Below are 18,955 nucleotides of genomic sequence, written 5' to 3'. Positions count from 1 at the left end.
CCCTCACTCCCAGGCCTGTCCGAGTGCTGACGGGTCGACCTGCCCCGCCTTGCCCCGGAAGGCCCTGCCCAGCGCCTTACGCTTGAGCGCTGCCGTCAAACAACCGGCACCGCACAGGTACGCCCCCCGCCCTGGCAGCCTCCGCCGCCTGTCCGCCACCACGCCGCCCTGGGGACCTACCACGAACCGGGTCAGTTCCGCCTGTGACTTGCGAGAACCACACCCGACGCAGGTCCGGACCGGACCTGACGCCGTGGTTTCCGTGGGATGTATCCCGGGCCGTTTGGTTGCGCGGCGCATCTGCCTATCCCCTGTCGTTACGGTGCCTTGGCCGCTTCCACGCCCTCCGACCCGCCTGCCGCTGCCATCGCACCCCGCTCCGCGTTGAGCTCCGCGCGCAGCTTGGCTTCTTCCACCAGATAATTCTCCGCCGCGCTCTTCAGCTGGCGGGCCTTCTTGATGCCCACGCCCGGCACGTCGCCCAGGCGGGTGAGGTCCTTCTCGTTCGCGATGTCCTCCACCGTGCGGTAGCCGGCGAGGATGAGCTGCTCGATGGTCTTCTCACCGACGCCGCGCACGCGCGCCATGCGCTCCGGCTGGGACAGCTCGTCCGGGTGGCGGCGGGCCTCGGCCAGCCGGGCCTGCTCGCGCTCGTAGTCCATGCGCGACAGCTCCTGCTGGTCCTCCACCATGCGCTTCTTGGCCTCCTCCTGCATGGAGGGGATGCGGGTGGGGTCGATGCCGGGAATCTGCGCCAGCATCTCCGGATTCGCGTCCGCCACGTCGCGCGCCTGACGGAAGCCGTGCGCGTAGAGCGTCTCCACCAGCATCTCGTTGACGCCCGGCAGGGCCCCCAGCGAGCGGCTGGCGAACTCGCGCATCTCACGCACGCGGCTCTCGCTGTTGATGTCCAGCTTCCAGCCCGTGAGCTGGGCGGCCAGGCGCACGTTCTGGCCGCGGCGGCCGATGGCCAGCGACAGCTGGTCGTCCGGGACGATGAGCTCCATGGCGTGGTTGGCCTCGTCGATGATGACGCGGCTGACCTCCGCGGGGGCCAGGGCCGAGCACACGAAGCGGGCCGGATCCTCGTCGTAGGGGACGATGTCGATCTTCTCCCCGCGCAGCTCCTGCACCACCGCCTGCACGCGGCTGCCCTTCATGCCCACGCACGCGCCCACCGGATCCACGTCCGAGTCGCGGCTGGACACGGCGATCTTCGCGCGGCCGCCCGGCTCACGGGCCGCCGCCTCGATGACGACGATGCCCTCGGCGATTTCCGGCACCTCCATCTCGAAGAGCTTGGTGAGCAGGTTCACGGACGCGCGCGACAGCACAATCTGCGGGCCCTTGGACTCGCGCAGCACGTCCAGCACGTACGCCTGGACGCGGTCGCCCGGGCGGTAGGTCTCACGCGGGACCTGCTCACGGACGGGCAGCACGGCCTCCGCGCGGCCCAGGTCCACCACGATGTTGCCGCGCTCGAACCGGCGGGCGATGCCGGTGACGATCTCGTTCTTGCGGTCCTTGTACTCGTTGAAGACGTTCTCGCGCTCGGCGTCGCGGGTGCGCTGCAGGATGACCTGCTTGGCCGTCTGCGCGGCGATGCGGCCGAAGCCGCGGCGGAAGGTCTTCAGGCGGAGGATGTCGCCGTACTGGTCGTCCTGGGCCTTGGCCTCCGCGGCGTCCTCGTCCCGGTAGAAGATCTGGAAGACGAGCTCGTCGCCGGGCTCCACTTCCATGCCCTTCTTGTGGGCCTCGTCCATGGTGATCTGGTTCACCGCCTGGACGGGGTCCGTGATTTCCGCGACCACGGTGATGGCCTGGAAGAGCTCCACGACGCCCTTCTCCGGGTCGTACTTGGCCTCCAGGTTGCGGTCCTGGCCAAAGTGCTTCTTGGCCGCGGTGTTCATCGCGTCCTCGAGGGTGGCAATGAGCACGGCCCGTTCGATGCCCTTGTCCTTGGCGACCTGATCCAGGACGAGGTTGAGGTTGACTGCCGGGTTGGCGGGCGTGGGCATGGCTTTGTCTTCTCCGAAAATGGGTCCACGGGCGGCCCTGGCGCGAACAGGGTCCCCTGTATGTGGGCTTCTAGAACTCGAACTCCAGATTGGCCTTGGCGATGTCCTTGAAGGGGATGACGAACACGCCGCCCCCCTCCACGTCCACGGAGATGGCGTCGGCCGCCACATCGGTGAGCGTGCCGCTGAAGTTCTTCCGCGGAGGCTCGCCCAGCGGGCCGAAGGTCTTCACCTTGACCTTCTGCCCCTTCACCCGTTCGAAGTGCGCCGGCTTCTTCAAGGGCCGGTTCACACCCGGGCTGGACACCTCCAGGTTGTATTCCTGGGGGATGAAGTCCTCCACGTCGAGCACCGGATCCACGGCGCGCGACACCTGGGAGCACTCTTCCAGTCCCACCCGGCCACCAGGCTTGTCGATGAACAAACGCAACACCCAGCCCTCGCGCTCGCGGACGTACTCCACGTCCAGGAGCTCCAGGCCTTCGTTCGCCACGATGGGGTCCAGCAGCGACGCTGCCTTCTCCTCCACCGTCTGTTTGATGTTCTTCGGCTCCATGGCCAGGAAACAGGTCTCCAAAAACGCGAAAAGCGGGCACGGCGGCCCACTTTTCGAATGTGATGCGTCGAAAAATGTCGGGGCGTCCGTAACACACGCCCCCTCGGGGTGTAAAGGAAGGACACACCCCGAGGCACCGGGTCAAACGCCCCCCGGGATTGAAGGATTCCCAGGGGTTCCGAGTGACGCCGGTGGCGTTATAACGCCCCCATGCACCTCATCGCCGCCGCACAGATGGTGTCCACCGCGGACAAGGCCCACAACCTGGATGTGGCCACGCGCCTCGTGCGCCAGGCCGCCTCCCTGGGTGCCCACCTCGTGGGCCTGCCGGAGAACTTCTCCTGGATGGGACCGGAGCCCGAGCGTCCGTCCGCCGCTGAAGGTCTGGACGGCCCCACGCTGAGCCGGATGGCGGAGCTGGCCAGGGGGACGAAGACGACGCTGCTGGCCGGCTCCATCCTGGAGGAGGGAGCGCCGGGCGGCCGGCTCTACAACACCAGCGTCCTGTTCGGACCGGACGGCGCCCGGCTGGCCGTCTACCGGAAGATGCACCTGTTCGACGTGGACGTCGGCGACGGGGCCACCTACCAGGAGTCCGCGGCGGTGGCGCCGGGGACCGAGGTGGTGGCGGCGGACACGACGGTGGGCCGGCTGGGCATGAGCGTCTGCTACGACCTGCGCTTCCCGGAGCTGTACCGGCGGCTGTCGAAGGACGGGGCCACGCTGCTCGCGGTGCCGGCGGCCTTCACGATGATGACGGGCAAGGACCACTGGGAGGTGCTGCTGCGCGCCCGGGCCATCGAGAACCAGGCGTACGTGCTGGCGCCGGCCCAGGGCGGGCGGCACTCCGCGCAGCGGCTGACGTATGGCCACGCGATGGTGGTGGACCCGTGGGGGCTGGTGACGGCCCGGGCCTCCGAGGGCGAGGGCCTGGCCGTGGCGCCGGTGGACCCGGAGCTCCAGGCACGCATCCGGCGGAATTTGCCGTGCCTGGCGCACAGGCGGCTGGACTAGGCGAGCGAGAGTGAACGCGAAGGAGGTGGGAGGCCCCTCCGGCGCGGCGTTTCCAGGTAGAGTGGTTTTCAGGACGACCCCTCTGGTGAATGGACGACGCTGGCCTCCCCTGCTTTTCGCGGTCGCACTCATGGCCCTTGCTCCCGGCTGTACCGCCGATGAGAAGCCCCGTGGGCCCACCGAGGCGCCCCTGCCTCCGCCTGTCCCCCGCGCGCACCTGCGAGAGCTGAAGGGGGACGTGCAGATCAAACGCGCGGTGGCGGACGAGTGGAGCTCCGCGCGCGACGAGCTGCCCCTCTACGAGAACGACAAGGTCCGCACGGAGGCCGGCGCGAGCGCGCAGGTGGTGTTCGCCAATGGCAGCACGCTGCACCTGGGGGGCGATTCCCTGGTGGGCATCGCGGAGAGCAAGTTGCGAACGGACGTCACCGTCCTCCGGGGACGGGTGGATGCCACCTTGGAGAAGCCGGCCACCCAGTCGCTGTCCGTCACCACCCCATCCGCCACGGTTCGGGCGGGCAGGAAGATTGAATTCCAATGAAGGCCGCCCTCTGGCTCAGCGCGTGGATGGGGCTGTCCGTGGTGCCCTCAACCGCTCCGACGTCCTTGGGGCACGCGTCCGCGGAGGTCGCGGCCCTTCCCGGAGGCGCCGCGGCGCCAGGGCCGCGCAAGGCTCCAGGCACGGAGCCGCAGACGGCGCTCAAGGCGCTGGAGATGTCCCGCGCGGCGGTGAAGGCGGCGCCGGACGATGCCCGCCGCCGTGAGGCCGAGTCCCGGCTGAAGGAAGCGGAGGCGCACTTCCAGGCCGCCCGGTACGCGGAGGCGCTCCACAAGGCGGACGAGGCGTGGGCGCTGCTCAACCCGCAGCAGCCGTCCAACTTCACGGTGGAGGTGGACCACGACGGCGGCACCACCACCGTCACGCACCGCCAGGGGCCTCCCGTCACCGTGGAGGCGCAGCACGCCACGCGCGTGCTGGCGAAGGGCGAGTCCGTGCGCGTGCAGCAGGGCACCGTGCTGCCGGAGCCGCCCGGCGCGCCGCAGCTGGCGCAGCCCGCGGACAAGGCCCGCCTCACGCTGAAGCCCGCGTCCGGAGCCGAGGGCGGAGGGCTGTTGGGGCCGGTGACGCTGGCGTGGAGCGCCGTCACGGGCGCCACGCGGTATGAAGTGGAGGTCGTCGCTGAAGGAGCGGAGGGCAAGGCCACGCCGGCGCCCGTGCGCACGGTGGTGGCCGCGCGGCAATGGACGTTGCCGGCGCTGCCCGCGGGCCGTTATCGCTGGACGGTGACGGCGGTGAGTCCGGAGCAGGGGCGGTCCCTGCCCTCCCAGACACGGCGCTTCGAGCTGGCCGCGGAATCGCTCGAACTCAACGTCAAGGTGAAGGACGGGTGGCAGAAGTAGCCGCCCGACCCGAGCGAGGAGCCACCGCCGTGCGACTTTTCAAAGCCATCCTCCTCTTGATGCTGGTGGTCAGCATCATCCCCACGCTGATGGTGGGCTGGTTGTCGGTGTCCCATACGCGCGAGCTGCTCATCCGCGACGCGCAGGAGCTGGCGCAGGAGCGCGTCAAGCAGCTGCGGCTCAAGGCCGAAAGCTTCCTGGAGGACCCCACGGAGCGCGTGGTGGGGCTGTCCAGCGTGCCGGGCGGCTTCTTCACCCTGCCCCGCGAAGCGCAGCGGCTGCACATCGCCGCGGTGCTCAACCAGCGCCCGGAGGTGCTGGCGCTCACCGTGTTCGGCGCGGACCGGCAGCGGCTGCCGGGGCTGCAGGCCTTCGCGGTGCACGACATGGCCCCCAGCGGCGTGGCGGAGCACGAGGAGCGCGCCCGGGCGCTGCTGGATGAAGGGCTCACCGGCGTGCGCTACTCGGACGTGGTGGCGTCCCACGGAGGCGGTGGGGGCGGGCCGGTGGTGACGCTGGCCTTCCCCGTGGGCGACCCGGTGCAGGGCTACATGGCCGCGGACATCACGCTCGCGGGACTGCGGCAGATGCTGGCCCAGGAGCGCGTGGGCAGCACCGGCTTCGCGTACCTGGCGGACCGGCACGGACGCTTGATTACGGGCGGCGGCGGCCTGGGCGCGGTGGGCGACGACGTGTCGAAGCGGCTGCCACTGGCGCACCTGCTCAAGCAGCGCGAGGGCACGCCCGACACGGAGCTGTTCCACGTGGGCAACTTCGGCGAGGGGCGCGAGGCGGTGGTGTCCGCGTACTCGGTGCTGCCGGAGGCGGGCTGGGCCATCGTGTCCGAGCAACCGGTGGAGAACGCCTACCGCCAGGTGGAGTCGATGGAGCGGCGCATCCTGCTGGGCCTGGGCGGCGCCATCCTGGTGGCGCTGGTGCTGGCGGCCATCTTCTCCCGGAACCTCACGCAGCCCTTGAAGACGTTCATCGCCACGTCGCTGGAGCTCGCTCGCGGCAAGTTCGGCGTGGAGGTGCACCTGAAGCAGAAGAACGAGCTGGGAGAGCTGGCCCAGACGTTCAACTACATGAGCAAGCAGCTCATGGCGTACGACATGGAGACGCGCGGCCTCTACGAGAGCCTGGAGAAGGGCTACCTGGAGACCATCGTCGCGCTGGCCAACTCCATCGACTCCAAGGACGCGTACACGCGCGGCCACAGCCAGCGGGTGGGCGACGTGGCGGTGGAGATTGGCAAGGAGCTGAAGCTCACCGAGCGCGAGCTGCGCCAGCTGCAGTACGGCGGCATCCTCCACGACATCGGGAAGATTGGCATCCCGGAGAACATCCTCTGCAAGCAGTCCCGGCTCACCGACCAGGAGATGTCCCTGATGCGCGAGCACCCCGCCATCGGTGACGCCATCATCGGGCCGGTGACGTTCCTGGGGTCGGTGCGCGCGTGCGTGCGCCACCACCACGAGCGCTGGGACGGCACGGGCTACCCGGACAAGCTGAAGGGCGAGGCCATCCCGATGCTCGCGCGCATCGTGGCGTGCGCGGACACCTTCGATGCGTGCACCTCCACGCGCCCGTACCAGAAGGCCATGCCGCTGGAGAAGGCGATGGAGATTTTGGACAACCTGAGCGGCGCGCAGCTGGACCCCAAGGTGGTGCAGGCCCTGCGCGCGGTGCTGGCCCAGCGGGGCGTGCGGCTGGAAGGCCACCGGCAGCCCGTCAAGCTGGCTTCCTGAAGCCCTGGCTCCCCGGGCCGTTTCGCTTTCCAAGGCAGGTCGCCCTCCCCGCCGGAAGGATGGTAGGGAGGGGCTGCTGCTAAAGCCTTGGAAGGTGGATTCGGTGAGCAATTTCTGGGATCGCATCAAGCCCGCGCCCAAGCCCGTCAGCGCGACGGATGCGAAGCTGTCCGCGGACGGCGAGTCGCTGACGCTGACGTGGGACGACGGCGTGACGACGTCCGCCACGGCGCAGGTGCTGCGCCAGCAGTGCCCGTGCGCCGCGTGCGTGGACGAGTGGACGGCGAAGCGCACGCTGGACCCCTCGCAGGTGCCCGCGAACCTGCGCGTGCTGCAGATGCAGCCGGTGGGCAACTACGCGCTCGCGTTCGTCTTCAGCGACCAGCACACCACGGGCATCTACCCGTGGAAGCACCTGCGCGAAATCACCCAGTCGCAGGGGTGAGCGCTTCCCCGCCGCGCCTTTTCCGGAGGTCCCTGTGACGTCGCGCTATCGGCTGCTGCAACCGCTGGCCACGGGTGGCATGGCGGAGCTGTTCCTGGGAGTGGCGAAGGGCGCGGAGGGCTTCGAGCGCACCGTGGCCATCAAGCGCGTGCTGCCGCACCTGGCGCGCGAGCCGGACATCTCGCGGATGTTCGTCTCCGAGGCGCGGCTGGCCATGCTGCTGCAGCACCAGAACATCGTCACCGTGCATGACGTGGGGGAGAGCGCGGAAGGGCTCTTCCTGGTGATGGAGCTGGTGGACGGCTGGGACCTGGGCGCGCTGATGCGCGCGGTGACGCGCCAGGGGCTGCGGATTCCTCCGCACCTGGCGGTGTTCATCGTGAGCCAGGCACAGGCGGGATTGCAGCACGCGTACCGGCGCCAGCACGACGGCCAGTCCGTGGTGACGGCGCACCGGGACGTGTCCCCGTCCAACCTGCTGGTGTCGCGCGAGGGCGAGGTGAAGGTCACCGACTTCGGCATCGCGCGGCTGGCGGGCCTGTCGCGCACGGAGCCCGGGGCCTTCAAGGGCAAGGTGCCATACGCGGCGCCAGAGGTCATCCGGGGCGAGCCGGCCACGGCGCTGAGCGACCAGTTCTCGCTGGGCATCATCCTGGCGGAGCTGCTCGCGGGGCAGCACCCCTTCGGGTCGTCCGCGGCGGAGCCGATGGCGGTGGCGTACTCCATCCTCAACCGCGCGCCCGCGTCGCTGCCAGGCGTGCCGGCGTCGCTGGCCACGCTGGTGCTGCGCATGCTGTCGCGCGAGCCGGAGGGCCGCTTCCCGGAGCCGGAGGACGTGTCGGAGGCGCTCGCGCGCTGGCTCGCGCAGACGGGAGAGCCCGCGTCGTCGCACGCGCTGGCCACGTTCCTGCGCGGCGTGCGGCTGCCCATGTCCGTGGGTGAGGTGGCCCGGGCCGCGATGGCGGAGGACCCCGCTTCGACGTCCGCGTCGTTCGTGATGTCCGCCGTGCCACGCGAGGGCGTGGACACGGGGCGCATTCCCTCCGCGTCCGGCGCGGCCTCCGCCACGGTGGCGTATGGCGCGGCTTCGGGCGGCGCGCTTGGAGCGCCCGCCGGGTGGAAGCCTCCTCCGGCGGCCGTCCCCATGGGCGCGGAGGAAGAGGAGCCGTGGAGCCCGCCGACCGGAGGCGTCTCGCTGTCCGCGTCCGGCGCCGTGGTCCACACCTGCGCCCTCTGCGGGTCGGCGCTGGAGTCACCGGAATCGCCCTGTGAGTCCTGCACGCGCGGGCCCTCCTCGGACCCAAGCGCCGCGAGCGCGGCACCCCGGGCAACGGGTGCCGCCTCCTCGCGGCCTCCGGCGAATGCGCCCACGTCCGCTGCGCCTCGGACTCCAGCGAACATGCCCCCGGCTCGCGGGCCAGCGAACACCGCGGCCTCGCGCGCGCGGACGAACGCGCCCTCCCCCGCCCCGGCGGATGCGCCCGCGCAGGCCATCTCCGACGTCGAAGAGGCGGAGCGGATGAACCGGCCCAGCATCCGCCAGGCGGCCCAGGGCGACCTGGAACTGGAGGCGCGCGCGCCCCGGACGGAAGACACCCCGCATTGGGAGTTCGAGCCCGTGGCCCCCGCCCGTCCCAAGCGGCGCTGGGGGTTGGCGGTGGCGCTGCTCGGCATCGCGGCGGTGCTCGCGGGGGGCGTGCTGTTCGCGTGGCCCCGCTACGAGCTTCAGGTAAAGCGCGCGCTCGGGTTTCCGACGCCGCTCCTGTCCATCCACAGCGAGCCCTCCGGCGCCACCGTCCTGGTGGACGGCGTGGAGGTGGGCGTGACGCCCATCGCGATGGACAACCTCTACCCCTCGCGCTCCATCACCGTGCAGCTCAAGCTCAAGGGCTACCGCCCCTGGTCGGGCACGTTCATGGGCGGCCGGAAGGCGGACGTGGAGGCGGAGCTCAAGCGCTGACGCGCCGCCTCAAGTCCGGCCTACTTCACCAGCCGCAGGTGGCCACGGCGCGGCGGCTGCGGCTCCTCCGGCGGGCCCCCTTCGGGAGGAGGCGGCGGAGCGGCTTCCGGACGCGACTCCGGCTCTTCGCTCCGGTCCACCTGCACCTCACGCAGGAACGCGCGGGGCCTTTCGGCGGGCACTGGCGCGGGCGGCGGCGGACGCGCGACGGAGGCGGACGCGACGGGGGGCTGCTGGAGCAGCTCCGGCGGCATCTCCTCCGGGTACATCCAGAACTCCTTCGTCACGTGGCTGGCGATGGCGAACAGCGCCGACCAGGGCACCGCCACCGTGAAGCGCGAACCGGAGAAGCTCAGCGTGCAGCGCACGCCCCACTCGCCCACCGTGAGGTCCGGGGGCTCGAAACGGTAGGAGAGGTTGAGGCGCAGGTGCGCTTCGCCTCGGAGGCTGGCGGGGACGAGCACGCCGGGGCGGCGCGCGTCCAGGTGGATCATCACCATGCCCTGGTCGAGCGCGGCCAGCAGCCGCTCCTTCTTGTCGGAAACCTTCTTGTCCATTCCAGCCTGTCCAGCGGGGGAATTGCGGGAGCGCCCTCAACGGCGGCGCACTTCCCGGTCCATCTCCCGCTTCGTCTCCCGTTCCTTGATGTCGTGGCGGCGATCTTCGTGCGTCTTGCCGCGGCACAGGCCCAGCTCCACCTTGGCCCGCCCCTTCCTGAAGTACAGCACGAGCGGGATGATGGAGTAACCGCGCTCGCGCACCTTCGCCGTCCACCGGTCGATCTCCGCCCGGTGCATCAGCAGCTTCCGGCCCCGGGTGGGAAGATGGTCGAAGACGCTGGCCGCCTTGTAGGAGCCGATGTGGGCGTTGAGCAGGAACAGCTCCGTGCCCTTCTGGAGCGCGTAGGCGTCCGACAGGTTGGCCGTTCCTTCACGCAACGACTTCACCTCGCTCCCCGTGAGCTCCAGCCCGGCCTCTATCTTCTCATCCACCGTGTAGTCGAAGCGCGCACGCCGGTTCTCGGCAATGAGCTTCACCCCCGGCTCCGCACCCACACCCTTCGACTTTCCAGCGGCCATAACGTGTCCCGGGTCTCCTAACCGGCCAGCGGCATGTTGTCGATGAGCCGCGTGGTGCCAGAGAAGGCCGCCACCAGCATTCGCGCCGTCTGCCCGGGCGCCACCGTGTCCAGGGGGGAGAGCGTCCCGGCGTCCCGAACCTCCACGTAGTCCTCGCGGAGGCCCACCGCCTGCAATTCACGGCGGGCGGCCTCCACCAGCGCTCGCGTGTCCCGGGTGCCGGAGGCAAGCAGGGCCTGGGCCGCCCGGATGCCCTTGGAGAGGGCGAGCGCCCGCTGGCGTTCATCCGCGGACAGATAGGCGTTGCGGCTGCTCATCGCCAGCCCGTCCGCCTCGCGGATGGTGGGCATGCCCACGATGTCCGCGCCCAGGTGCAGGTCGCGGTTGAGCGCCTTGATGACCTGGAGCTGCTGGTAGTCCTTCTCACCAAAGAGCGCCACGGCGGGCCGGAACAGCGCCAACAGCTGCGTGACGATGGTGGCGACGCCCCGGAAGTGGCCGGGACGCCGCTCACCGCACAGCCCCTGGCTGACCTCCGTCACCTCCACGTAGGTCTGGTAGCCCGGGGGGTACATCGCCGCGGGCTCGGGCGCGAACACGGCGGACACGCCCGCGCTCGCGCATTTGGCCAGGTCCCCCTCGAAGTCGCGCGGGTAGCGCGCCAGGTCCTCGCGGGGGCCGAACTGCGTGGGGTTCACGAAGAGGGAGGCCGCCACCACGTCCGCGCGCCGGCCGCCCTCCCTCATGAGCGAGACGTGACCCTCATGGAGAAAGCCCATGGTGGGCACGAGCGCCAGAGTCTTTCCCTCCTTCTGGAGGGACGCGACCCAGGCCTTCACTTCGGCGACGGTGCGCAGGACGTGGGGCGCCATGGCTAGACCGGGGCTCCGTAGATGCCGCCGACCTTCTCCGCGGGCTCGCCAGCGCCTTCCGCGTCGGAGGCCACCGGCGTGGGCGTCACCAGCCGGATGCCCTTGGTGGCCTTGAAGCTGTGCTCCTCATCCGGGAAGGTGCCAGCGCGCACCTCGGAGAAGTACGTGTTCGCGGCCTCGGTGATGTTCCCGTGGAGGTTGGCGAAGCGCTTGACGAACTTCGGCTTGAAGTCCGGGTTCATGCCCAACAGGTCGTAGCAGACCAGCACCTGGCCATCGCAGTGCTTGCCCGCGCCGATGCCGATGGTGGGAATCTTCAGGCTCTGGGTGATGGTGCGCGCCAGCTCCAGCGGCACGCCCTCCAGCACCAGCGAATAGGCGCCGGCGGCCTCCAGCGCGAGCGCGTCATCCAGCATGCGGCGCGCGGCGTCCTCGTCGCGGCCCTGCACCACGTAGCCGCCCATCTTGTGGACGGACTGCGGCGTGAGGCCCAGGTGGCCCATGACGGGGATGCTGGCGCGGACGATGGCGCGCACGGTGTCGGCGAACTCGGCGCCGCCCTCCAGCTTCACGCTGCCCACGTTGCCTTCGGCGACGAGCCGCCCGGCGTTGCGCACCGCCTCCTGCGGCGACACCTGGTAGCTCATGAACGGCATGTCCCCCACCACGTGCGCCCGCTTCGCGCCGCGGCTCACCGCCGTGCAGTGGTAGATCATCTGGTCCAGGGTGACGGGCAGCGTGGACTCCTGGCCCTGGACGACCATGCCCAGCGAGTCACCGACCAGCAGCACGTCCGCGCCGCCCTCGTCGAGGATGCGCGCGAACGTCGCGTCGTACGCGGTGACCATGCAGATCTTCTGACCGGACTGCTTCAGGCGCTTCAGCGTGTGGATGGTGACCTTGTCCTTCACGGTTCACCTCCTGGGTGTGAGACGGGTGGGACGGCCGCGTGGAACGTCAGGCCCCTCGCCGTCCCAGGGGGATCGCCGGAGGCCAGGGTTCCACGCGGATGCACTCTAACGCCCTCGGGGGCCGCGTGGGGGGATCACCGCACCCCGGCAGCCAGGCAGCCGGGCGGCGGCCGTCAACCCCGGCGGGACCGGGGGGTGTAGTGCTGCACGCCGGACTTCGCGTTCGCGATGACCTTGAGCAGGTCCTCGCGGTCCTCCTCGTTGTGCACGAAGTCGATGTCCGACGTGTTCACCACGAGCAGCGGCGTGTCCGTGTAGTGCGCGAAGAAGTCGTTGTACGCGTGCGTGAGCGACTCCAGGTAGCCCGCGTCGAACTTGCGCTCGAACTCGCGGCCGCGCTTCTTGATGCGATGCAGCAGCACGTCCAGCTGGGCCTGGAGGTAGATGACCAGGTCGGGCTGCGGGACGCGGGGCCCCAGGGCCTCGAAGACGCGGTCGTAGAGGGCCAGCTCGTCCGAGGCCAGCGTGAGGTTGGCGAAGATGCGGTCCTTCGCGAACAGGTAGTCGCTCACGGTGACGGCGCGGAACAGGTCCTGCTGGAAGAGCTCCTGCTGCTGGCGGAAGCGCGACAGCAGGAAGAAGACCTGCGTCTGGAACGCGAACTTCTGCCGGTCCGCATAGAAGCTGGAGAGGAACGGATTCTCCTCCACCACCTCCAGGATGCGGCGGCTGCCCAGCCGCTCCGTGAGGAGGTTGGTGAGGCTCGTCTTGCCCACGCCGATGGGGCCTTCGACGACGATGTAGCGGTGGTCCATCGGCCCGAGGCCTCCGCCCCCGGAAAAGCCACGCATGAGACAGATGCGCGCGCGGGGGGCGGATAACACAACCATGCCCCCATGCATCCGGCAATTTTCGGCGGGCCACCCCACCCTTGCGCCCTCACGGGTCATCCCCTACGGTGCCCGCGAACACGCACGGCGGGAGCGACGGGCCACAGATGCGCGGCAGGCAGCGGGTGAAGACGGTGGTGGACCTGGTGGAAACGACGCAGGCGGCGCCCGCCGCCCGTCCGGCCACGGCCCCTCCCGCACCTCCGGTGGACGTGGATCCACTCTATGGCGTGGCCCTCCTGAAGACGGCCTTCGAATTGAAGCGCCGGCCGGAGGGCTCCGTGGACGAGGTCCTCAGCGCCGTGCTCGCGCGCCTGCGCATCAACGAGGACGAGTTCCGCGCCTACCTCGCCCAGCAAGGTGGGCTCCTGGCCGCGCTGGGCCAGAAGCGCTGAGCGTCCCTGCTCTTCTCCTACTCTTCTGGCGGCGCGTCCGGGGGCGGCGGCGCCATGGCGGTGACGGGGCCCAGGGCGCGCTCGATGGCGGCGAACTCCTCCGGGGCGAGCGTCTCCGCGCGGCGGCCCGGGTCGATGCCCGCCGTCTGGAGCGCGGCCAACAGCGCCTCCGGCGTTGCCAGGCCCTTGTCTGACTTGAGCGAGTTGATCAGCGTCTTGCGGCGCTGCGCGAAGCCGGCCTTCACCAGCCGGGTGAAGCGGGCCTCGTCCACCAGCGGCGCGCGGGGCTTCTTGAGCCGCGTGAGGCGCAGCACTGCGGAGTCCACCTTCGGGGGCGGATGGAAGCGCCACGCCTCCAGCGTGAGCACGTCCTCCAGGTCGAAGTGCAGGCCCAGCAGCACCGTGAGCAGGCCGTAGTCGCGGTTGCCGGGCTCCGCGGCCAGCCGCACCACCACTTCCTTCTGCAGCGTGAAGACGGCGCGCGAGATGTGGGCGCGCTGCGCGAGCACCTGGAAGAGGATGGGGCTGGTGAGGTGGTACGGCAGGTTGCCCACGAGCGCGATTTCGTCCGCGCCGGCCACCTGGGCGAAGTCCACCGTGGCGGCGTTGCCGGGCACCACGCGCACGCCGGGGATGGCCTCCTTCTCCAGCACGGCCACCATGTCGCGGTCGCGCTCCACGGCGGTGACGCGCGCGCCGGTGGCGGCGAGGAAGCGCGTGAGGTGGCCCAGGCCCGGGCCCAGCTCCACCACGGGTTCGCCCTCGCGCGGCGCGAGCGCGTCCGCGATCTCCTGGAGCGCGTCCGGGTCTCCGAGGAAGTTCTGTCCCCAGCTGTGCTTGGCCCGCAGGCCGTGGCGCTTGAGGATGTCGCGCGGAGAATCCACTTTGAGGCCCCTACTCCATGCGCCAGGCGGGGTCGGCCGCGAGGCGGAAATCACCGCGCAAGCCGCGGCGCCACGCTTCATACCCCGCGACGGCGATCATCGCGCCATTGTCCGTGCACAACCGCACCGGCGGCAGGAACATGCGCAGCCCCCGCTCCTCCGCGCGCTGCTTGCACAGGGCCCTGAGCCGCGAGTTCGCCGCCACGCCGCCGCACAGCACCAGCTGGTGGTGGCCCAGCTTCTTCGCCGCGGCGACCAGCTTCTTGGACAGCACGTCCGCCACCGCCTCCTGGAACGACGCGCACAAATCGTGGAGGGCCTGCCCTTGCGGCACGCCGTGCTTCTGGACGTGGTGGAGCACGGAGGTCTTCAGGCCGGAGAAGGACACGTCCAGGTTGTCGCCCGGCAGCGCGCGCGGGAAGCGGATGGCCTCCGGGTCGCCCTTCTGGGCCAGCTCATCAATGGGCTGCCCGCCGGGGTACGGCAGGCCCAGGATGCGCGCCGTCTTGTCGTAGGCCTCGCCCGCGGCGTCGTCGCGCGTGCGGCCCACGAGCCGGTAGTTCCCGTAGTCGCGCACCTCGTAGAGGCTGGTGTGCCCGCCGGAGACGACGAGGCCCAGGAACGGCGGCGCGGGCGCGTCCTCCAGCAGGCGGATGGCCAGCAGGTGCCCTTCCAGGTGGTTGGCGCCCACGAAGGGCTTTCCAGTGGCGAGGCTCAAGCCCTTGGCCACCTGGAGCCCCACGAGCAGCGCGCCGATGAGGCCGGGGCCGGACGTGACGGCGATGAGGTCCACGTCGTCCAGCGTCTTGTCCGCGCGCGTGAGGGCCTCGTGGACGACGGGCATCACCTGGACGATGTGGTTGCGGCTGGCCAGCTCCGGCACGACGCCGCCCCAGCGGCGGTGGATGTCCACCTGCGTGGAGACGACGTCCGACAGGACGCGCCGCCCGTCCTCCACGACGGCAGCGGCGGTTTCATCGCACGAGGTTTCAAGTCCCAGGACGAGCACGGCGACTCCGACAACAAGGGCGGGCAGGAGGCGGACGGGCCGCCTCCCCTGCTCATTTCATCCCGTTGAGCAGGGCGCGCACCTCTTCGGCCGACTTACCCGTCGGTTCGAGGAACAGATACTTCTTGTAGGCCTCGGCTGCTCGGGTTTGATCGCCGGAGAACTGCAGGGAGCTGCCCAGCCAGAACCAGGCCTTCGCGTTCTTGGGCTCCGCCTTGACGACGTCCTGGAGCAGCCGGGCCGCTTCGCGGTAGCCGGCTTCGCTGGTGCTGCTGTTGTTGGCCAGGGAGATGCCCAGGCCCGTCTTCGCCTCGATGGAGTCGCCGTCGAGCGCGAGCGCCTTGCGGTAGGCGCCGAGCGCCGACTTGAAGCTGCCCCGGGCCAGCGCCGCGCGGCCGTCCTTGATGTGGTCCGCGTAGGTGGCCTTCTGCACCACGGGCGGCGGCGCTTCCGGCGTGGGCGGCGGGGTGACGGCGACGGCGCCCGCGTCCGGGACGGCGGCGGGCTCCGGCGTGGCCACCTTCACCGGCGTGCCCGCGTCGATCTGCGCGTCCGCGGCCTTCTGCGGCGGCGCGCCCGCGTCGGTCTGGGCGTCGGCTGTCTTCGTGGGGGGAGGCGTGACAGCCGGCGGAGGCGTCGTCGTCTCCGGAGGCTTGGGCGGATCCACGGGCTTCGTGGGCTGCGTCACCTGGGGTTCGGTGGGCTTGGGCGTCTCAGCGCTGCCCGAGCCCTTGGAGATGACCACCGCCGCCACGGCCGCGACCAGGAGCAGGCCGCCCGCGACGTAGAGGCCCGTGCGCTTGGGCTTCATCGCGGCGATGAGCGCCGCGTCGTCCTCGTCATGCGTGGGCTTCGCGCTCGCGGGCTTCGCGGGGGCCGCCGTGGGGGCCGGAACCGGCGCGGGGCTCGGGGTGGCGGTGGCGGCCGGCGCGGGGGCTTCCGGCTCCGTGAAGTAGGCCTCGGACGCGGGCACGTCCTGGCCAGCGGCCTCCGCCGGCTCCGTGGCGGCCGGCTGCGCGTCGAAGGGCGTCGTCGCGGGGAACTCGACGTTGAGCGCCACCGGGGCCACCTGGGGCGGCACGATGCCGTGGCCGGGGTACGGCGGCAGCGCGAGCTGCGGCGGCGCGGACTCCTCCACCGGCACCTCTTCCTGGTACGGCTCCGTGCCGCTGACCAGCGTCACCTCCGACGACGGCGGGGCCGGCGTGGGCGGCGGCACGTGCGCCAGCGGGCTGGGCGCGATGGCCGCGCCACCGAAGATGGGCGGACGCGAGGGCTGCGCCTCCACGGGCGCCTGCGCGGGCTGCGAGGCGAACGGGCTGGGCGCGGCGGCCGGAGCACGGCCCCCCGCCCCCCAGGGCGAACCCGGGCCCCAGGTGCTGGAGGCGCTCAGGCCTTCCGTGTCCACGCGGCTCCAGTCGAGCAGCAGGCTGCGCCGCGCATGGTCCACCGCGCGGTGCGCCGGAGGCGGCTCCACGAGGAACGCCGAGCCCTCCTGCGACAGCGGCGGCACCGCGGGCTCCCCGTCCTGACCGAACGACGGAGGACCGTCCTCGCCGGGGCGCACGCGCGGCGGGAAGATGATCACCTGCGCGGGCTGCGCGGAGACCGGCGCGGACGCCATCTCCGCCACGGGCGTGACCTCCTCCACGGGCTCTGGCTGCGCGGGCGGGGCCTCCTCCACGGGCGCGGCCTCCGCCATGGGCGCCGCATCCACCGCGAGCGGCTCCACGGGCGCCGGCGCTTCCTGCAGCTGCTCCTGGGGCGCGGTCTCCGGCGCGGGCGCGACGTCCACGGGGATGGGCGGCGCGGCGTTGAGCCACTGCTCGATGCCCGGCTTGCGGCTCTGCACGGGCTCCAGCGGCGCGTTGCCCAGCTCGCGGATCAGCCCTTCGAAGTACAGCTTGCTGATGATGCCCAGCGCGGCCAGGTCCTCGAAGTCCGAGTCCTCCACCACGCGCGACAGCGCGCGCTTGCCGTCGAACAGGCGCAACAGGCCGTTCACCTCGTCGGGGATCTCCGACAGGCGGTCCGCCAGCTGGTGGTAGTCGATCTCGAAGACCGTCTCCAGCGGCGGGAGCTGCTCGAGCATCCGGCCCCACTCGTCCAGCCGGCGCATGCCCTCCATGAGGAGGCCCTGCGTGGAGACCTCGATGCGCTCCGGGCGGTCCAACGTGGTGAACTGCACGTCGAACTGGCCTTCGAACGTGTTGAGCAGGCGGTAGAAGGCGTTCTCGCCCTTGAGCCGGCCCAGCTCCGCGTCGATGACGCGGCCTTCCTTGAAGTAGACGACGCCGGTGCGCTCGCCCTGGATGGAGATGACGCCCGTCTTGCGGCCGATCTCGAAGGTCTGGACCAGGTCCACGACGCCCATGTCGGCGAGGCTTCCCGCGAAGCCACCCTTGGTCGTCTCGCGCTTCTCGATGCGTTCCTTCTCGGCCTTCTGAAGGATCATCTTCACGCGGGTGACGATCTCTTTGATGTAGATGGGCTTCGTCAGGTAGTCGTCGCCCCCGAGCTCCAGGCCGCGCACCTTGAACTCGACCGACTTCTGGTTCGTCAGGAAGACGAAGGGGATGAACTTGAAGCGCTCGTCGGACTTGAGCGTCTTGCAGAGCTCGAAGCCGTCCATCTCCGGCATCTTGGTGTCCGCGAGCACGAGGTCCGGCGGGCTGATCTGGACCTTCTCCAGCGCATCCTTGCCGTGGATCGCAGTCGTGACGGAGAAGCCGGCCTTCTTCAGGCTGACCTCCATCACGCGCAGACTCTTCGCGTCACCATCGACGAGGAGCAGGTGCTGCTTGGCCACGTGGCATGCCTTTCAAGACGGGCGAGGCGGCGGATCCAGCGGGGCGCCCCGTGAGGCGCAAGCATCGGGTCCGCTTTCGAGGTGTGTCAATGGGCGGGACTGTCCGGAAAACCGGCCGGTTCCCTCCCCGGAGGACAGGCGAGTCAGCGGAAGAGACCCTTCTTGGGCGGGTTCTTCTTGCGCATGTCGATGAGCCGCAGCTCCTGGTTCGCCTCCAGGTGCTTGGGGTTCGCGCGCACCGCTTCCCGGAAGTGCTTCTCCGCGCGGTCCATGTCCCCTTCCACGCGGGCGATGACGCCCAGCTGGTAGTGGGCGCGATCACAGTTCGGGTCGGTGCGCACCGCATCCGCCATCCACTGTTTCGCGCGGGGCATGTCGGCCTTGCGGTTGGGGTCCATGTAGACGGACCAGGCGCGCGCCGCGAGGTACAGGGGCTTGGGGTCCAGGCCGTAGGCGCGCTCGTAGTGCTCGCTGGCGGCGATGAAGTCGCGCTTGCGGAAGAACACCTCGCCCATGCGGAAGAGGTCGTCCGCGTTGGTGTCCGCGCGGGCCGCGGCGGGGCTTCCAGGACGGGCACTGGCGGCCGCGGGAGGCTTGGGGGCGGACTGCGCGCCCTGCTGGGCCAGCTGGTAGTTCTTGCGGCGGGTGTCGTCGTGGAGGACTTCGTAGGCCTCGCGGATGGACTCGAAGACGGCGGTGATCTTCGGGGCCAGGTGGGGCAGCGACGGCGGCAGCCGGTCCGGGTGGAAGACCTTGGCGAGGCTCAGGAAGGCGGCTTTCACCTGGTCCCGGGTGGCGTCCTGCGGAACCCCAAGTGTGACGAAGTGGTCCTTCTTCGTCTGGATGTCGGCGTAGCGCTGTTCAATCTGCTGCGCGAGCCGGCCCTCGTCGGGCTTGGGCGGCTCCGCGGGCGCGGCGGCGGCGGGCGCAGGGGCGGCGCTTTCCGGGGTGGCCGGGGTGCTGG

Annotated in this window: 19 protein-coding genes; 7 read left to right on the top strand and 12 right to left on the bottom strand. The window is 70.7% G+C overall.

What is annotated here, in order from left to right:
- Positions 1-3: 3 nt before the first annotated feature.
- The 3 genes from D7X96_RS34905 to rimP all read right to left on the bottom strand — a co-directional run bounded on the left by D7X96_RS34905 (position 4) and on the right by rimP (position 2,574).
- Positions 4-300, bottom strand: a complete 297-nt coding sequence (locus D7X96_RS34905; RefSeq protein WP_120549648.1) for a YlxR family protein — start codon at positions 298-300, stop codon at positions 4-6.
- Positions 301-317: 17 nt separating this feature from the next.
- On the bottom strand, positions 318-2,018 hold the full coding sequence (nusA, locus tag D7X96_RS34900; protein WP_120549649.1) for a transcription termination factor NusA: 1,701 nt from the start codon (positions 2,016-2,018) through the stop codon (positions 318-320).
- 70 nt (positions 2,019-2,088) lie between these two features.
- On the bottom strand, positions 2,089-2,574 hold the full coding sequence (rimP, locus tag D7X96_RS34895; RefSeq protein WP_120549663.1) for a ribosome maturation factor RimP: 486 nt from the start codon (positions 2,572-2,574) through the stop codon (positions 2,089-2,091).
- A gap of 210 nt (positions 2,575-2,784) precedes the next feature.
- Here rimP and D7X96_RS34890 point away from each other — a divergent pair, with 210 nt between their 5' ends.
- From D7X96_RS34890 to D7X96_RS34865, 6 genes are all read left to right on the top strand, one after another.
- Positions 2,785-3,588, top strand: a complete 804-nt coding sequence (locus D7X96_RS34890) for a carbon-nitrogen hydrolase family protein (RefSeq protein ID WP_120549650.1) — start codon at positions 2,785-2,787, stop codon at positions 3,586-3,588.
- A 130-nt stretch (positions 3,589-3,718) separates the two neighbouring features.
- The gene (locus D7X96_RS34885; RefSeq protein ID WP_199747293.1) at positions 3,719-4,129 is read left to right on the top strand and encodes a FecR domain-containing protein; all 411 of its coding nucleotides are present in this window, start codon (positions 3,719-3,721) and stop codon (positions 4,127-4,129) included.
- Entirely contained in the window at positions 4,126-4,989 is an 864-nt protein-coding gene (locus D7X96_RS34880) for a peptidoglycan-binding protein LysM (RefSeq protein ID WP_120549652.1), read from the top strand. The genes D7X96_RS34885 and D7X96_RS34880 overlap by 4 nt, the downstream gene beginning before the upstream one ends.
- Before the next feature lie 29 nt (positions 4,990-5,018).
- A complete protein-coding gene (locus D7X96_RS34875; RefSeq protein ID WP_120549653.1) occupies positions 5,019-6,737 on the top strand; it encodes an HD domain-containing phosphohydrolase in 1,719 nt (572 codons plus the stop codon).
- 103 nt (positions 6,738-6,840) lie between these two features.
- A complete protein-coding gene (locus D7X96_RS34870) occupies positions 6,841-7,182 on the top strand; it encodes a DUF971 domain-containing protein (RefSeq protein WP_120549664.1) in 342 nt (113 codons plus the stop codon).
- A gap of 34 nt (positions 7,183-7,216) precedes the next feature.
- Positions 7,217-9,142: a serine/threonine-protein kinase gene (locus D7X96_RS34865; protein WP_121771698.1), complete on the top strand. Its 1,926-nt coding sequence runs from the start codon at positions 7,217-7,219 to the stop codon at positions 9,140-9,142.
- A 20-nt stretch (positions 9,143-9,162) separates the two neighbouring features.
- Here the strand turns inward: D7X96_RS34865 and D7X96_RS34860 are convergent, their stop codons facing one another.
- The 5 genes from D7X96_RS34860 to D7X96_RS34840 all read right to left on the bottom strand — a co-directional run bounded on the left by D7X96_RS34860 (position 9,163) and on the right by D7X96_RS34840 (position 12,819).
- A complete protein-coding gene (locus D7X96_RS34860; RefSeq protein ID WP_121771697.1) occupies positions 9,163-9,699 on the bottom strand; it encodes a ClpXP protease specificity-enhancing factor SspB in 537 nt (178 codons plus the stop codon).
- Positions 9,700-9,735: 36 nt separating this feature from the next.
- Positions 9,736-10,221: an SsrA-binding protein SmpB gene (smpB, locus tag D7X96_RS34855; RefSeq protein WP_014398822.1), complete on the bottom strand. Its 486-nt coding sequence runs from the start codon at positions 10,219-10,221 to the stop codon at positions 9,736-9,738.
- A 17-nt stretch (positions 10,222-10,238) separates the two neighbouring features.
- On the bottom strand, positions 10,239-11,093 hold the full coding sequence (gene panC, locus D7X96_RS34850; protein WP_121724619.1) for a pantoate--beta-alanine ligase: 855 nt from the start codon (positions 11,091-11,093) through the stop codon (positions 10,239-10,241).
- Between the two features lie 2 nt (positions 11,094-11,095).
- Entirely contained in the window at positions 11,096-12,004 is a 909-nt protein-coding gene (gene panB / locus D7X96_RS34845; protein ID WP_121771696.1) for a 3-methyl-2-oxobutanoate hydroxymethyltransferase, read from the bottom strand.
- A 173-nt stretch (positions 12,005-12,177) separates the two neighbouring features.
- Positions 12,178-12,819, bottom strand: coding sequence for a deoxynucleoside kinase (locus tag D7X96_RS34840; RefSeq protein WP_120549658.1), 642 nt, complete (start codon positions 12,817-12,819; stop codon positions 12,178-12,180).
- A 182-nt stretch (positions 12,820-13,001) separates the two neighbouring features.
- Here D7X96_RS34840 and D7X96_RS34835 point away from each other — a divergent pair, with 182 nt between their 5' ends.
- Positions 13,002-13,289, top strand: a complete 288-nt coding sequence (locus D7X96_RS34835; protein ID WP_120549659.1) for a hypothetical protein — start codon at positions 13,002-13,004, stop codon at positions 13,287-13,289.
- Between the two features lie 17 nt (positions 13,290-13,306).
- Here D7X96_RS34835 and rsmA read toward each other — a convergent pair whose 3' ends face one another.
- The 4 genes from rsmA to D7X96_RS34815 all read right to left on the bottom strand — a co-directional run.
- Entirely contained in the window at positions 13,307-14,173 is an 867-nt protein-coding gene (gene rsmA, locus D7X96_RS34830; protein ID WP_121771695.1) for a 16S rRNA (adenine(1518)-N(6)/adenine(1519)-N(6))-dimethyltransferase RsmA, read from the bottom strand.
- A 10-nt stretch (positions 14,174-14,183) separates the two neighbouring features.
- Positions 14,184-15,182, bottom strand: a complete 999-nt coding sequence (tsaD, locus tag D7X96_RS34825) for a tRNA (adenosine(37)-N6)-threonylcarbamoyltransferase complex transferase subunit TsaD (protein WP_120549661.1) — start codon at positions 15,180-15,182, stop codon at positions 14,184-14,186.
- Between the two features lie 52 nt (positions 15,183-15,234).
- Positions 15,235-17,991: a response regulator gene (locus tag D7X96_RS34820; RefSeq protein WP_121771694.1), complete on the bottom strand. Its 2,757-nt coding sequence runs from the start codon at positions 17,989-17,991 to the stop codon at positions 15,235-15,237.
- A gap of 143 nt (positions 17,992-18,134) precedes the next feature.
- Positions 18,135-18,955, bottom strand: an 821-nt coding sequence (locus tag D7X96_RS34815; protein ID WP_121771693.1) for a J domain-containing protein, incomplete at its 5' end; no start/stop codon positions are given.

The organism is Corallococcus interemptor (genome assembly GCF_003668875.1).
Lineage (GTDB): Bacteria > Myxococcota > Myxococcia > Myxococcales > Myxococcaceae > Corallococcus > Corallococcus interemptor.
The sequence above is the reverse complement of the archived record's forward strand: the minus strand, read 5'-3'. Positions and strand labels throughout refer to the sequence as shown.

What these genes read in the sequence shown, in the direction of transcription:
- D7X96_RS34905 (WP_120549648.1), bottom strand. Translation starts at nt 300, where the DNA reads ATGCGCCGCGCAACCAAACGGCCCGGGATACATCCCACGGAAACCACG.
- nusA (WP_120549649.1), bottom strand. Translation starts at nt 2,018, where the DNA reads ATGCCCACGCCCGCCAACCCGGCAGTCAACCTCAACCTCGTCCTGGAT.
- rimP (WP_120549663.1), bottom strand. Translation starts at nt 2,574, where the DNA reads ATGGAGCCGAAGAACATCAAACAGACGGTGGAGGAGAAGGCAGCGTCG.
- D7X96_RS34890 (WP_120549650.1), top strand. Translation starts at nt 2,785, where the DNA reads ATGCACCTCATCGCCGCCGCACAGATGGTGTCCACCGCGGACAAGGCC.
- D7X96_RS34885 (WP_199747293.1), top strand. Translation starts at nt 3,719, where the DNA reads ATGGCCCTTGCTCCCGGCTGTACCGCCGATGAGAAGCCCCGTGGGCCC.
- D7X96_RS34880 (WP_120549652.1), top strand. Translation starts at nt 4,126, where the DNA reads ATGAAGGCCGCCCTCTGGCTCAGCGCGTGGATGGGGCTGTCCGTGGTG.
- D7X96_RS34860 (WP_121771697.1), bottom strand. Translation starts at nt 9,699, where the DNA reads ATGGACAAGAAGGTTTCCGACAAGAAGGAGCGGCTGCTGGCCGCGCTC.
- smpB (WP_014398822.1), bottom strand. Translation starts at nt 10,221, where the DNA reads ATGGCCGCTGGAAAGTCGAAGGGTGTGGGTGCGGAGCCGGGGGTGAAG.
- panC (WP_121724619.1), bottom strand. Translation starts at nt 11,093, where the DNA reads ATGGCGCCCCACGTCCTGCGCACCGTCGCCGAAGTGAAGGCCTGGGTC.
- D7X96_RS34840 (WP_120549658.1), bottom strand. Translation starts at nt 12,819, where the DNA reads ATGGACCACCGCTACATCGTCGTCGAAGGCCCCATCGGCGTGGGCAAG.
- D7X96_RS34835 (WP_120549659.1), top strand. Translation starts at nt 13,002, where the DNA reads ATGCGCGGCAGGCAGCGGGTGAAGACGGTGGTGGACCTGGTGGAAACG.